At 51.2% G+C, this 14168-nt stretch carries 12 protein-coding genes and 1 pseudogene; all 13 read right to left on the bottom strand.

Features of this window, described 5'->3' with window-relative positions; genetic code table 11:
• Positions 1-696 precede the first annotated feature (696 nt).
• A complete protein-coding gene (locus AB4K05_RS17970; protein WP_368481299.1) occupies positions 697-1086 on the bottom strand; it encodes a tail fiber assembly protein in 390 nt (129 codons plus the stop codon).
• A gap of 1442 nt (positions 1087-2528) precedes the next feature.
• A pseudogene (locus tag AB4K05_RS17965) lies at positions 2529-2912 on the bottom strand (phage tail protein); the annotation flags it as partial.
• Between the two features lie 70 nt (positions 2913-2982).
• Positions 2983-3213, bottom strand: a complete 231-nt coding sequence (locus AB4K05_RS17960) for a cor protein (protein ID WP_368481298.1) — start codon at positions 3211-3213, stop codon at positions 2983-2985.
• Between the two features lie 108 nt (positions 3214-3321).
• Positions 3322-3984: a hypothetical protein gene (locus tag AB4K05_RS17955; RefSeq protein ID WP_368481297.1), complete on the bottom strand. Its 663-nt coding sequence runs from the start codon at positions 3982-3984 to the stop codon at positions 3322-3324.
• Between the two features lie 327 nt (positions 3985-4311).
• On the bottom strand, positions 4312-7521 hold the full coding sequence (locus tag AB4K05_RS17950) for a host specificity protein J (protein WP_368481296.1): 3210 nt from the start codon (positions 7519-7521) through the stop codon (positions 4312-4314).
• A 55-nt stretch (positions 7522-7576) separates the two neighbouring features.
• Entirely contained in the window at positions 7577-8170 is a 594-nt protein-coding gene (locus AB4K05_RS17945) for a tail assembly protein (RefSeq protein WP_035895683.1), read from the bottom strand.
• Complete coding sequence (locus AB4K05_RS17940) at positions 8158-8889, bottom strand: C40 family peptidase (RefSeq protein WP_368481295.1); 732 nt, start codon at positions 8887-8889, stop codon at positions 8158-8160. Before AB4K05_RS17940 ends, AB4K05_RS17945 begins: the two co-directional genes overlap by 13 nt.
• A gap of 12 nt (positions 8890-8901) precedes the next feature.
• Positions 8902-9675, bottom strand: a complete 774-nt coding sequence (locus AB4K05_RS17935; RefSeq protein ID WP_368481294.1) for a phage minor tail protein L — start codon at positions 9673-9675, stop codon at positions 8902-8904.
• 8 nt (positions 9676-9683) lie between these two features.
• Complete coding sequence (locus AB4K05_RS17930; protein ID WP_368481293.1) at positions 9684-10034, bottom strand: phage tail protein; 351 nt, start codon at positions 10032-10034, stop codon at positions 9684-9686.
• An 86-nt stretch (positions 10035-10120) separates the two neighbouring features.
• Entirely contained in the window at positions 10121-10603 is a 483-nt protein-coding gene (locus tag AB4K05_RS17925) for a membrane lipoprotein lipid attachment site-containing protein (protein ID WP_368481292.1), read from the bottom strand.
• Positions 10604-10679: 76 nt separating this feature from the next.
• Positions 10680-13490, bottom strand: coding sequence for a phage tail tape measure protein (locus AB4K05_RS17920; RefSeq protein WP_368481291.1), 2811 nt, complete (start codon positions 13488-13490; stop codon positions 10680-10682).
• Positions 13490-13777, bottom strand: coding sequence for a DUF1799 domain-containing protein (locus AB4K05_RS17915; RefSeq protein WP_035895695.1), 288 nt, complete (start codon positions 13775-13777; stop codon positions 13490-13492). Before AB4K05_RS17915 ends, AB4K05_RS17920 begins: the two co-directional genes overlap by 1 nt.
• A gap of 17 nt (positions 13778-13794) precedes the next feature.
• A complete protein-coding gene (locus AB4K05_RS17910; RefSeq protein ID WP_368481290.1) occupies positions 13795-14133 on the bottom strand; it encodes a phage tail assembly chaperone in 339 nt (112 codons plus the stop codon).
• Positions 14134-14168: the final 35 nt, after the last annotated feature.

Below are 14168 nucleotides of genomic sequence, written 5' to 3'. Positions count from 1 at the left end.
CCTGCGCTTGCATACCACAGGTTGCTGCAACTTACCCCCGAGCACATTTGCTGGTCACTACCACATCCGTTACGCCTTTTGCTGCTACTTTCAACGCCCGGTTGAACGCAATAACGGTTACAGGCTTACCCTGAAACTTGACCCTGTTAGAGTGGCTCTAAAAAATATAAATATCATCGGGATATTTTTCTCTGCGTCTCTGTATGAGCTCGCAAATCAGAGGGGGAGCCTCTACCTGAACACTCTTAAATCTCGCCCCCTTTTCGAGATTCAGATATTTTCCGTCAAAGTTTCTATGCTTGAGATTGATAACCTGGCCAACACTAAGTGGCACCAGGCAAAGAAAAACCCATAAATCTGACCATGTATCACTGATATCTTTTAGCTTATGGGATATTAGCGCTATTTCTTTGATGGTGAATTGGCTCATTTTCCAGGCTGCTACTTTTTTGTTCTAAATCCGCAATGACTTATAACATATATTACATCGATTAGTTACATTTCACCCCTATGTCAAATGGTGGGTCGCTTTCAGATATACGTTCCACCATTGCCTCAAAAATTACTTTTCGACTATGACCGATTCAGCATATTGGCGTTTATCAACTCGCGGTGGATATCACCTGGTTTCCCTCAGTGCGAAAGCATGGGTAAAGCCATTATGATGGCGGTTCGGCAGAGTAAAGCGCTGTGGCGTTAATTTTCCGGACGCGGCGGCCACTCAATTTCCGGTGCCGCGTCCAGAACAAGGGCATCCAGCGCTTTCACATACAACCGCCAGGCAATTAGCTTTTGTTTGTCCTCATCGCTAATCAAACCAAGCGTCAGATCCAGAACCCAGCCAGACATGATGCTGTTCGCTTCCTGGATAAGCTGGTCACGTTTAATCGTGGCATCATGAACGTCGTCAGCATGGGTGCGCACATAAACCGGATCGGGAACCCACTCCCCGGTAAGGCAGTTGTAAGTCATCGCGCCCCCCATAAATTCCTTTGGAACAACGACGGGATATGTCTCTCCATCGAACGCATCCGGGGATGTACTCCAACTGCGATTATCTTTCTGGCTTACATAAATGGTTTTCATGCTATCACCTTGGTGATTAGAACTCTTACTGGACATGCAGAGGTAACAGAAGCAATAACCGTCGTTGGATCGGGTAGTAGCCCTGCGACCTGGTTTGTATCGAAAATTCGCTGCTGCCCTGCGCGGATTATGATCCCCTCACCCTCTGAGTAAAATGCTCTACCACCATAAATATTTGTGGTTGAGACCGACATCCACTCTACGGATATCCATTTCAGCAATACCGGATGATATGCCTGGAACTCACACGATACAGGGGTGCTATTACCGAATGGATTATCCAATAATTTCCCTGTATTTATTGCCATTGTTCCAGCGTCAAGCATTGCAAAATCAATACGAGCATTGGTCGCAATAATCTTAGTCAGTAATTCTGCATCACCAGCGGCGATAGCCGACGCCAATGCCAGCGCATCAATACTTCCACCGTTAGTGGCCTTAGCTGCAAAACGAACGGTCCAGCAACCCTGCATGCGGTTTACGCGAACTTCGGTAACGCCGTCTTTGTAAATGTCGTTATATCGAGATGCGTCTATATCCACCAAATCCATAACTACAGTGCCAGAGCCAACGGATGTTGGACTAATACCTGGAAGGCTAGATCCTCTGTTTGTTACCTCAACGCCAAGACCATCACCAGCATAAACGGTACCATTACCTCCTGCTGTAGAGAGAGTTCGCGTATTCATCTGAAATTTAAGGTTAGGCAAAGCCGACGCACCCATCCTGCCGTTAACCGAAGAATCGCCACCGTCGCCTACATGCACCGGAATTTTTAGCGAGCCAAGCTGCACGCCGTTGTCGTCCGGCAGGCGCATTTTCCCCGGTGAGGACTCCAGCACATAACAGCCGCGGTTTAGTGGGTCGGCCTGCCATTCTGCTTCGGTACAGGTTGGCAGCTTACCGGCCAGCGCTTTCGCGTACAGGTCGGCAAAGATGCCTGTCTGGTCGACTTCCTGCCCGTCGCGTGGCGCCGTTCCTGGCTCCAGCGCGGTACGCATTTCCTGCCAGTCAATCTGGCCCAGAAAACCCGGCAGCATGTCGGCAATTTCTTCCTTCGAGAACACGTCCAGATTATGACGCGCTGCCGGCTTGTTGGTCAGGTCGTCGAGGTTGTTGGCGTTCTGCAGCAGGTTTTCAGGTTGTACCGTGGCGGCGGCCTGTTCTGCTGCGGCTTTCGCCGTCTGCGCATCTTCGGCGGCGTTCCTGGACTCGGTCGCTTTATCGGTCGCAGTACCGGCGGCTGTTTCAGCATCCGCCTTGGCCGTCTGCGCGCTGCTGTTAGCCGACTCTGCTGCGCTGCGGTCGGTGCTGGCAGATTCAGCTGCGGATTGTGCCGCCTGCTTATCGGTTTCCACCTGCAGCGCATCTGCGCGTACCTGATTCGCCAGCTGCTGAACGGCATCAATATCGATGTTGTTCAGAATGTCGATAAGGCTCTTCCAGCTCGGACCGGTAAACGTCGAGCCATCCGGCAGCATAACCGTGATATCACCACTGGCACTGAATACCGCCTGCCAGTTCTGTTTGTCGTAGTTGAGCCCACGTAAAGCTGAGGTTGTCTGCGTGACCAGCTCTGCGGTGACCATATTCTGGGACTCGCGTGGAATAGCTCGCCATGCAGCTCCTGCCTGCGTCGGCCCCGAATATTTACTGATTAAGGTAACCTGTGTGTCACTGCCGACACTTTTCACCGGCAGCGTGTAGGTGATGCCCCCGACAGAGACAACGATAAAATCACCGGCAACCAGTTCAGACGTGAACGTCGTGCCAGCACCTGTTACAGCATCGGAATTATTCGTCAGGGTTAATGTGCCTGCTGACATAGTGGCTCCTGAATTTTGACAATAAAAAACCCCGCCGAAGCGAGGTTTGTGATTTGAGTGGGCAACAAATTTATGTGCAGGTGGTTCGGATAAAATTATTCTTACCAACCCATTGCCAGTTAAACGGATATCCCGCTTTATACTGTGTCTGACCTGCAACCTTTCGGACATTATAAATATTTACAGCAGACTCCTGCCCACCAATAAGAGCGTTCCCTGTGCATACTGGCTGCTCTTTTTTGAATGAACCTGAACAAGCTGAAATTAAAATAATAGAAAGAAGCAATGCCACATATTTCATATTAATCACCTGTGATGGTTAATTAACGTAAAAATAGCAATGAACAATGCAAATAGATAATTGATTTAATAGATCGTTTTAACGTAATTGATCGTTTAAAACGATCGTTTAATCGTACATATCGACTTGAGTTACCACTACATTACCATGACCATTGGTAAAGCTTACGTTAGACACGCCTGTAGAAGACCCCGCATCACTGTACGCTATAATGCGGGTGCCAGTCCCTTCCCTGCGAGCAATGACACGAATGTTGGATTGCCATGGCCGGGGATACGGGTCATTGATGACGCCGACTGCAATCCCAAGGTATTCCGGTATGCAGCCCCATTTACCGGCTTTAAGAGTGTTTGTATTAATACCATTATCAGAAGCGGTGCCACTTCCCCCCACTTTGACTAAATCCGCTAATGTTTTAGTCTCGTTGGTTAAAATGCATACCTCGTTAGCATCCCAGATAGCCAGGCCATATTCTGGTAATGGCTGAGGAAATATTGAGAAGAAATAGACATCCATCCGTGTGCCAGCGACTGCATGAGTTAAAGAAACAGTGCATACCCCATTCGAGATATTCGCCCACAGCGCCCCTTCGGCAGTTGTGTAAACAAAGGGGATTATTGGCTGGTTAACATCATAACTTTGTGTCACTGAGGTAACGGCTGATGGGTTAGAAATAGTGACGCTCTTTTTCGCAAGCAGAGCTAAAGGAATACTTTCCGGACTAACCCAGACCTCACCTGATGAAGTCGCTAATAATATCCCGTAAGACATATCACCCCTTTTCGATGGTTATCACCAGGAAAGCACGAGCAGCCTGATATGTATTCGCGGCATACTCAGTGTCTCCTGCCGAACTCACCGTTATTGTGTTACCTGATACCGTCACTCGTCGCCGACCAGAACCAAGACCACCGGAGCTTGTCTCGGAAGCGTTCGCGACATGGTAATAATTCAGCTTCAACCCTTCTGGTACAGGAATTGTCCATGAGCCCGATTTCTGACCATTAGCTAATAGTTGTGTACCATATACGGAAACTGGCTTTATTCCGTAGTTATTCGGGTTTCCATTTTCGTCCCACGTCTGCACCCCCCATGTCATCAGAAAATCCCCGTTATTTTTCCAATCTGCACGCGAAGAATACCGTTTTCATCTTTCACGCTTTGAGTGGCATTGGTTATTTTCATCGCTCCTTCACCTTCTGCCCCACCGTTAATTTCGAACGTGCCATCGGCCTTCATGATTGTGCCAGTTTTACCCTCAACATAATTTGACGAACGAAGCTCGCCAATTTTAGCCAGTGTAATTTCTCCGTACTGAATAAACCCTTCACTGACAAACATTTGCCCATTAATTACGGCAAATGGAGAATGCTGTTGATCGTCTTCACCGCTCAACAGAACAAGCTGGTTCGCGGTGAACCCTATACGCGTCACCACCGGCTGCCCAGCGTCTGCAACCACCGCAATAGACATCCCTGCGCCGTAGTACACGCCGTTGATCCGAACGCCTGCCTTCAGGGTATGAATCGCCGAAGCTCCATCAGCGTCAACCACGGCCGTCAGCTTGTCTTCCAGCGAGGCAGTAATATCGCCAACTTCAGCCTGTACCTGTGTTTTCAGCTCGGCCATTGCCTTATTGACTTCAACGACCGTTGATTTAACGATCATGATATTGGCGCGAACTTCACCGTATTGCGCCCACTGATGCTCAACAGTCGCATTCTGCGCCAGCGCCAGTTGCATCTGTCCTTCCAGGTTCTGGTCAATCTGGCCGGTCAACGCATCACCGTCTTTCGAGGTCATGAAATCGCCGGTAATGTCGCCCAGATAATCATCGGCGTTATCGTTCGCCATTCCCCTGATCCAACTCGTCCAGTCGCTTTGATTGCCAATGCGGTCAACTAATCGCGCCCGGAACCAGAATTCTTGTCCTGCTTTCAGCCCTAACTGGGTATATGTGTGTTGAGGGTAAGGAACACCTGCAAGCAGCAGCGGGTTATCGCCATTGCTATTCACTGAATACTGCAGTTCAGTTTGAAGAGTATCGCCACTATCTGCGGGGAAAGACCAGTCAAGCTGAATGCCCCAATTGATAGCGGTGGTACGCAGCCCAACAGGGATCGGTACATCACCAGTTCGCCCATTAAGGTGCGTTAATGCTGAAGTTGCCCATAGGCTGGATGCACCCCCTGAGTTAATGGCCCGAACACGTACGAGATAATCACCTTCAAAAACATCTGGCACTTCAATATTTCTAAGGCCAGTATCGGGAAGGTTAATCCACTCATTATCTCCGCGACGCCACTGCACACGATATGAAACAACATCAGGCTGAGGTTTACCGTTTTCATCAAGGGGGGCATCCCATGTCGCAACCAGAGTAGCGGCGCGCTGCCCTTGACGCACTGAATCGTAACTCGACACACCAACATTACCTGGTTGACCAACAACACCAGTCGGTATCAGGCTGATAGGCGGCGTGTCCAGACGCGCATTGTTATCGACGGCATCATATTTCGAAGAGTTGTACTCTGCGCCGGTGATGCTGAAGGTGTTTTCCTCGTCGTTGAACGCCAGATTGGTCACACGGAAATACTGCAAACGCAACTGCCCCGCATCGATAACGAACACGGCGTTAGGCTGGGGTTGTGCAGTGAATGGCATACTCACTACAAGTTGTGCGCCGTTGACTGTCTGGATAACTCGGCTTTCAACGATGCCACCCAGAGTGCGGATCATTAGCGTATCCCCAGCCACCGCACTGGTACCGCGGTCAGTCGTTACCGACCTCAGCGCAGCATCGTAGGCAACAACGCGTCCACCGTAAACTCTGCCAGACAGGCGCTCATCAGCAAAGGCAAACACAGTGCCAGGTACGTATATGTACCCGTCCAGGCCGGTCTGAAGCGTGATTATTCTGTCTAGAGAGTTCGAATATACCGCCCATCCACCACGCCGCTGAGCTTCGCTCTCTCGAGTGCAGCCGATAGCTGTCAACTGCGTCTGTTTAAACTTGAACTGCTTCACCAGTTCAGGGAACATGACCGCCGTTGTTCGATCCTGGTAGTGGTTATCCGGGTCGCTGAAATTAATCAGTGCGCTTGAATAGCGGTTTTTCTCGCTGCCGCTGGAATACGTAGGTTTCCCAACAACAGAGGCGCGAGTAAGGATTTGCAACTTTGACGTATCTGCTGGCATATCTGATATGACGTTGAACATGTTGCTGCCCCAAAACGTCATACCATTAAATCCTGCCGCTATATCCTTGATCACCTGCCAGGCGTCAGCCTGGGCCTGGATATAAACGTCGAACATAAAGCGAGGCTCTGTACCATCGCCGCCTTTGCCGTCCGGTATTTTCTGATCGCAGCGCTGGGCGATACGGTAAAGCTCCCATTTATCCAGCATATCAATGGTTACACGACGCCCCAGCCCAAACCGCGGCTCAGTGAGAACATCAAACCAAATCCATGCAGGATTATTCGTCCATCCCCATTTGAATGTGCCATCCCAGGTCCCGGCATATGTGCGCGCGACCGGATCGTAGTTCTGCGGTATTCGAATGATTCGCCCTTTGGGCTTGCACGAAATTTTGGGGATATTGCTGAATGATTTGGCGTTAAACGACACATACAGCAGCGCAGTATGCGGATAACGCAGGCGGGCATCGATGACCTCGGTGATAGCCTGCACCTGGGTTTTGTTCTGCAGCATCGCGCTAGTGCTGTCGGCTGTGTCGCGAACAACGCGAATCTGCCAGCCGGTTGTGGCTTTAGGTAAATTGATACGGTGCGTTAGCTCATAAAGCGAACTCAGCTTCTCCGTGACCGTTTTGGTCATTACGGTGCTGTACGCACCACCATCAACGGCTAGGTCGATATGGTACCTGACTGTCGTCCCAACAATATCGCCGTCATTCTCCTGCTGCTGCAGCCCGGTAATACCGACACGCACCAGTACTGCATCAATCTGCGTGTTGCTGATTGCTCGCGTCCATGGTGCAGCATTCGTCAACGGAACCCCAATGCTGGTTTCATTTTCGACAGCTGGAAAGCCAGGGATTGGCTCCTGGACCTGAGTACCAGGGCGGAAATCCCATGACACACTCTCAAAATTCATAGAACCATCAGCATTGCCCAATGGTGTGCCGTCCAGGAAGATGCGAGTGGCATCCAGTCCGCCAGCAAACTCCCCCTCACCCAGCGCCAGAAGCATGCGACAGCGCGCCATAGACTGCGCTGAGTCTGGCTGTTCTACGGGCGTGTGTTGCTTCTGGCTGCCGCCCTTTGCACCAGTAATCGTTGCCATATTGCATCCATAAAAAAAGCACCCGAATGGGTGCTAAGTGATGAGTGGGAAACTGTTAAATATCCTCTGCCACGATCCCTGCGCTGATAATGGCGCCGCCGATTTCTCTTTCTCCGTAAAGAATGGCGACGGGGTTGCCCATTGCCAGGGTATTTACCGAACCGCCAAACGCATAAGAGGGTTTGTTATCAGGATCATCGCGGCCCTGAAGGCCCTTGGGTTGCGGGGAAAGCATCTGGTATATGCCACCCGCCATCATTGATCCACCAGCGACCATCAGACTGGCCGCCAATGGAGAAGCCGTTCCACCAGATATAACAGTCATTACCACCCCAGCAACCAGCATCACAGCACCAAGGATTGTCTGGAATATTCCTGCCTTTTTTGCACCTTCCATAATTGGTGCAATACGGATATCACTATTACCGGCAAGCTCTTTAAAATCATCCACGCCAATGTTGCGCTTACCGCGGAACACTGCAAACGTCATGCCGTTCTTTTTGGCGTTCATCAGATAGCTTTCAAGCCCATCCAGGTTGATGCAGAGCGCCTTCACGGCCTCCGCTGAGGTCTGCACCGCCAGCTTATGCACACGTCCAAAACGTGCACCCAGTGCGCCGTAAAGGCGAATAGTGGTTAGACGCGCCATGGCTGAATCTCCTGTGGTAAATCTTTATGGCGAACGCAGATCATCGTCCGGTCTGTGAAGTAGCCGCGCGCATACGGCGTAACGCAGGATGGCTGGCCGTAAAGGTGGTGGAGCAGTTCGCCTTCTTCGGTGATGACTCCAGCGTGATTCCACTTACCTGATTCGACCTGCATGATGACCATGCAGCCTGGCGCGGGGTCACATTCGATAAACCCTTCCCGCTCCCAGTTATCGAAATAGAGGTTGTCCGGGTACTGGCTTTCCCACCACGGGTAATCGACCCGGAAATCAGTCAGCGTTACACCCTGGGTGGCATGCCAGTCCATGACCAGCCCCCAGCAGTCGTGAGAGCCCAGAATGAACGGGCGCCCGATAAGCGGGATGGCATCCGGCGTGATTTCGGCATACTCATCGCCATCGGGCGCGTAGATACCCCATACCACTCCTGACTGGTTGCATTGCTGGCGATCGAGGTCTGATGGAATAGCCCTAGCGCCATCACCAGGATGAGAGTGAATGACTCGAATAATGGTTCCTGCATCCTCAGCATTCGCCCAATGCTCACCATCAATACGGAAATGCTCAGTCGGGTTTTCGTGGCTGTTTGGCATCGGCATATAACGCTGACGTCGCCCTGACTGAATGACGAAGCCGCAGCACTCATGCGGTGACTCCTCCAGCGCATGCGCCCGGATGGCAGCCATTATTGTTTTATTCATATTGATGTCCGGTTATCGGGAAAAAAGCACGGTTGCGGGGAAGCCGCCAAAATCGAGAACGGCGGTATTCGGCTCCGCCAGGCCAGCGCCAAATCGCTTACGACAGTCGCTAAGGCAACCACCGCATACGTCCAGTGCAGGGTCTGCGACTGCATTACCTTTCGCATCGAAATACGCCGTGCCGTTGTAGGTGCAGCCATCGCCGCTGCGATATTGCCCGCGCAATGCCCACTCACAGAGTGATGTGATCTGCCGGGTCGGAATAACCAGGTTTTGCAAATCCGCCGGGCTGCTGAGCGACCACGTAACCACCTCATCATCCTCTGAGGTTTTGGTGTCCAGCCAGAAGGTCTGGAGGGTGAACATCGTCGAATCTGCTGTCGGGTTCGCGCCGCCCGGGAAGTTCACCGCGTCCAGATAAATGGCGTAGGTGTCGATGATGCTTACCTTCGCGTTAACCATATCTTTAAACTGTAAGCACAGCGCCGTGATATGTCCGTCAAGGTTAGATACGCTCAACTTTGGTTCTGCGGCCTGGTCGGTAGATAATGCGAGGTCTGAAATCTGGAACGGCCAGAAGTCGAAGGTTTTACTATCCCAGATAATGGGTTTTGGGCCGAGTTTACCCTCATCGCCGGCGGACGCATCAATCTCCGCTGGAGTATGGGGGAAAGGCGAATAGTGGAAGCGATGAACGCCACCGCTAAACTCAGAGGCATCAACCTCGACCAGGCGGACCCTGCCGCCAGGAGCCAGCATTGCAGCTGTATCAATCAGTGCTGTCATGCTCCACCTCAGGCATAGACGCCATAGGCGCGCTTAATCGTGAATGTCAGCTCAGAGAATTTGCTGCTGAGTTGGTTTTTACGCACAGAGTCTGGCACCACCCGATACAGCCCAATCTCCTCGCCAGGCGGCGTGATGATGAATGCCTTAACGGTATGCGCCAACAGGAAGTCGCGGACCGCGTTAACTTCAGCCTCCGTTCCTGTGTGCTTCATCGGGACCTGAATGGCGGTAGAGTTAATGCCATTCTCAGCAACTTGCTCGTAGCCGTCGCCAAACTGCGCCGCCCGCACCGTCTGGCTATACTCGACAGCCCCCGCTCCGAGCTGCGAGTGCCAGTTGTAGGTTTCTACTGCCATATTTACTCCATAAAAAAGCCCCGCATTCGCGAGGCTTCGTGTTTGGTTAGGGCTAAGTGTGATTTAGGGAGTTGGTATCAGTTTCTTCACATATTTTTGTAATAGCCGACTTTGGAATTAAAGTCCTGCTTTGCGAGAGGTGTTTGACTTGTCACATATGCCTCCCAAGAACTGAATGCCTCGACGAGCGCTCTTTTTTCATCTGCATTATTGGTGCTTTCCTTCATGATATCGAAAGCGCCTGATGCTATTTCCTTCCGCTTATCCTTTCTATTTGCCCCACACGATGCAATTGCGTCAGCGACAGAAGAATTCCACCCAACAAGCTGAAGGATATCCAGCCTTTTTTGAGTTACGAACTGATCAGCTGAGGCATTGCGAGCCTGCACAGAGAGAAACTCTGCGAAGTCTTTTTTGTTTGTCGGCAAATGAGAAGGTCCTTCGATAGCAACATCGCATTTTGAAAGCTCATCATACTTTGCTTGCTTTTGAGTGTTGCTGCTTGATCCACTCCCATTACACGCAGAAAGCGCCAAGGCTAGCACAGCAGTTATAAAGACCTTTTTCACTATCATCCCCTTGATTATCGTGGTTTTGAACATGATAACCAGGGGGGGATAGAGATGTAACCAAAATTGTAAGGCACTACTTCTTAGCAAACCGTTGCCCAATAGCACCATCATCCTTGATAGCCATTCTGATTCCATCGGAAACATAAAACTTAATGCGATCGGCCAGCGCCCTAGCAGCCGTGTCACCATCTCCGCTTGTATTTGTGGTGGCATTGCCTTTGTTATCGACATAAATATCAACGTTAATTTGATGCCCAGAACCACCACCGCCCTGAGCCCTGACCCCAAGTCGTCCGGCAGAATCACGCGTCAGCGGCATGATCGCCTCTTCGCCTGCCTCGGCAAACACACCGCCCTTGGCAAACTTCGACGCGCCCTGGAAGGTGAAATACTGGGGAGAATCGTAGACGCCATTTACATACTTACTAAGACCCGGAGAATCATAGACGCCGCCTTTAGCATTAGGGGTGTAAGACGGAACAGCAAATGATTGCCCTCCTCCGGAGGATGGTGATGCACCACCATTTATCCAGCCCATAGCTGCTTGCACTGCATATGCAACCATCAACTGGTTTACGACCTGCGCGATCATCTTCAGCATCGACATCCCAAACGACTTAATCGATGCTTTACCAGTGGTCATAAGATCGGTAAGCATGTCGGATAGTCCGGTAAGAGCAGAACTAGCAACACCCTTCACTGCGCTGTAGGTATCGGTCGCAGCCTCCAGATATTCATTCCATCCGCTCAATGCACCTGCTTTCCAGTCTCCCCGCAGCTTATCCTCTTCGGCGTAGTAGTTACGAAGGGCAGCTAGCTCTTTCTCATAGCCTGTATCTTCGAGCTTACCGCCTCCGTTTAGCCACCCCTGACGGAGTTGCGCTTCTTCCATCATGCGCTGCGTTTGGCGACCACTGAGACCTGCACTGTCACGCAAAGCATCGGTCTTTTCCGACATCTGCGTGACGTACTTATTAGCCTGCTGCGCCAGGCCGTTAATCTTCTGCTGTGCCTCTACTTCCTTGTTCTTTTGGTCAACAATCTTGGCAGCGTTAAGAATGGCTTCACGGCTCGACAGGAGTGATTTTTCCTGCGTGGTTAGGGCTCGGGTTTTGGCTGCCTCGTCCAGTTCCGCAAAGCGTGACTGCTGTTTGCTGAGTTCGGTATTTCTGACCTGAGTATCACCAGTTTGACGTAGCGTTTCGAGGGTCTGAGTCAGTGTCCTCGATTGAGCCTGGTAGTTCTCGATGGTGCGATCACCAGCATCAACCTTTACGGTGGGTGATTTGGGGTTATTCTTTTTGTCACGCTGCTTTATTGCATCCTCGACCTCACGCTGGCGCAACGCAATGAGTTGCTGAGCGTTTGCAATTGCCTCTTTATCTCCAGAGAAAGCAATTTTCCTTGACTGCTCTCGAGCCTCTTTAAGCCTTGCCTCTGCTCCTGCAACGCGATCGGTTGATTCCCACGTTTTATTGATCCAGTCAACTGAGTCTGCGACTGCTTTATTGCCATCGATTGTCAGCTGGTTCATCGTTTTTTGCAGGTCAATTCCCTGCTCAATGAATTTCAGCCCATAATCAATACCACCGCCAAGCGCGACGTTCTGCTTGCCGAGATTTGAACCAGTATACTTGTTCTTCTCCTTTATAGCGGCTTCTGACCACGCGTCACCGATCTTAAGAATCTCTCGTCGATGAGCGTCAATGTCAGCATTCAGTGCAGTGAAATTGCCCGTGCTTTTGTATTTTTCAACCTCTTTCCTCGCTTCATCATAGCTATAGCCGACATCAATCAGTTTTTTAATTGATTCGCTGGCTCCATCATTGGTGGTAATGAACATCTTGCTAACTTCATCAATCGCCTTACCTGTTTTGTCAGATATGGCGACCATGTTAAGCGCGAGCCGTTCAGCAGCATCACCACTAGCACCAAGAGAAGATGTCGTTATTTTTGATGCTTCATCAATCTGCTGCCGCGCCTTGTACACAGCAACAGCCAACACGCCAAATGCTAGCGCTGACAAACTAAGTGCAGCATTTATTGGATTCAGGAAGGACAAAAACACTTTGAGGGTATTACCAACACCACCAAATGAATCTTTAATCTGCCCACCCTGCTGCAGCAGGATCAGGAATGGAGACTGCCCACCAGCTAACTGCGTTGCAATATCAGTGAACTGCGCAGGAAGCATCCGCAGCGCCTGGTTATATTGCCCAACAGATAAGCCAGCGCGGCGTGCTGCGGCTTCCTGCCGCGATAACGCCTCAGGCAGAACATCAGCCACGCCGGTGAGTCGCTCACGTGTCTGGTTCAGGATGGTGTTGAAGTGCTCGAATTGAGCGCTATTGATGCGCCCTGACTCAAAGTGCGCCACCAGCTGAGCATGCTGCTCATCCAGCGAGTTAAATGCCCGAATCGTCGGGTCGATTGAGCCCAGCAGGTTTTTCAGTGCTGTGGACTGCTTCTCTGCCGCTTGGGTGGCGGCTAATTCAGCCTGAGCACGCGCTGCTGCCTCGCCGGTGTCGGTCAGCTTGAGGCGGGTGTCGTCCAGAATTTTGCTATACGCCTGGAACGAATCAGTATCAAGAAACCCCTTCGCCTGGAAGTTGCGCAGTGCCGCCTGCTGCTCATCAAGGCGGTTAAGCGCCTTGTTTACCGGGTCAATATTCTCCAGCAGCCCCCTGAGCGCGTTCTGCTGTTCCTTAATTCCTTCACTGCCCTGTTTCGCAGATTCAGCGCCAGCACGGAATACACTATTCAGGTCATCGGCTTTTTCTACTGCTCCGGCAGCTGCCTGACCTAATTTATCCAATTCATTGCTGGCTGTTTTCAGGTCGGCAACATCAGCCCTCAAAGTAATCGAGGCGATTTGGTCTGACATTATTTCGTCTCCTTATGCATTACCTTAAGTGCCTCGCTTTCCATGATTTGAAGGTCAGCCATACAGGCCGCCGCATCCTCAACCCCGTGTAACTCAAACATCCAGGGGAGTACGTTGTAATCAAGGCCGGTCGCCCCGCTAGCGCCAACGCGCCATTGGGTCGCCAGCGTGGAGAAAATGGTGAAAGCTTTCCATACCGACGGCAGGATCCCCACCTCCTCTTCCACGTCCTCAGGCGTTAAACCAAAAGCGCTCAACTCCGCAAGAGTCGGCCCCGGCGTATACATCGCTGCGGCGACCTGCCTTAGTTTTTTTCGCGGATGCCCATGAGTTCCTTGGTGTAAGCCAGGCCGATGCTGTCGAACGCGCGAGGGTAGTTCTTCAGCAGGACGATCACGTTATCGCGGGTGAATTTATCCGGCAGTGCCCAGCCATCGACGATTTCCATCAGGTAATCGGCCTGCGGCTCAATAGCAGCTTTCTTGCTTGCTGCATCCTTTTGCAGTTTCTCGTCCATCGCGCGCAGCTCTTCCAGCGTCTTATGGCGGAAGGTGAATGTAAGCTTGCCGTCTTCGGTACCGGCGCGCGGGATGCTGGCAGTTGCGGAGAAGGTTGGGTTTGGGATCAGGGAGAATTGGGTCATTTCGGTTCCTTAGAAAAAAAGAAACCCGCCGGAGC

This window comes from Kluyvera sp. STS39-E, assembly GCF_040932435.1.
In the GTDB taxonomy this organism is placed as follows: domain Bacteria; phylum Pseudomonadota; class Gammaproteobacteria; order Enterobacterales; family Enterobacteriaceae; genus Kluyvera.
The sequence above is the reverse complement of the archived record's forward strand: the minus strand, read 5'-3'. Positions and strand labels throughout refer to the sequence as shown.

Bases quoted from the DNA above. Each gene is read 5' to 3' on its own strand.
- AB4K05_RS17955 (WP_368481297.1), bottom strand. From the start codon at position 3,984: ATGTCTTACGGGATATTATTAGCGACTTCATCAGGTGAGGTCTGGGTT.
- AB4K05_RS17970 (WP_368481299.1), bottom strand. From the start codon at position 1,086: ATGAAAACCATTTATGTAAGCCAGAAAGATAATCGCAGTTGGAGTACA.
- AB4K05_RS17935 (WP_368481294.1), bottom strand. From the start codon at position 9,675: ATGACAGCACTGATTGATACAGCTGCAATGCTGGCTCCTGGCGGCAGG.
- AB4K05_RS17960 (WP_368481298.1), bottom strand. From the start codon at position 3,213: ATGAAATATGTGGCATTGCTTCTTTCTATTATTTTAATTTCAGCTTGT.
- AB4K05_RS17915 (WP_035895695.1), bottom strand. From the start codon at position 13,777: ATGTATACGCCGGGGCCGACTCTTGCGGAGTTGAGCGCTTTTGGTTTA.
- AB4K05_RS17940 (WP_368481295.1), bottom strand. From the start codon at position 8,889: ATGAATAAAACAATAATGGCTGCCATCCGGGCGCATGCGCTGGAGGAG.
- AB4K05_RS17920 (WP_368481291.1), bottom strand. From the start codon at position 13,490: ATGTCAGACCAAATCGCCTCGATTACTTTGAGGGCTGATGTTGCCGAC.
- AB4K05_RS17945 (WP_035895683.1), bottom strand. From the start codon at position 8,170: ATGGCGCGTCTAACCACTATTCGCCTTTACGGCGCACTGGGTGCACGT.
- AB4K05_RS17930 (WP_368481293.1), bottom strand. From the start codon at position 10,034: ATGGCAGTAGAAACCTACAACTGGCACTCGCAGCTCGGAGCGGGGGCT.
- AB4K05_RS17950 (WP_368481296.1), bottom strand. From the start codon at position 7,521: ATGGCAACGATTACTGGTGCAAAGGGCGGCAGCCAGAAGCAACACACG.
- AB4K05_RS17910 (WP_368481290.1), bottom strand. From the start codon at position 14,133: ATGACCCAATTCTCCCTGATCCCAAACCCAACCTTCTCCGCAACTGCC.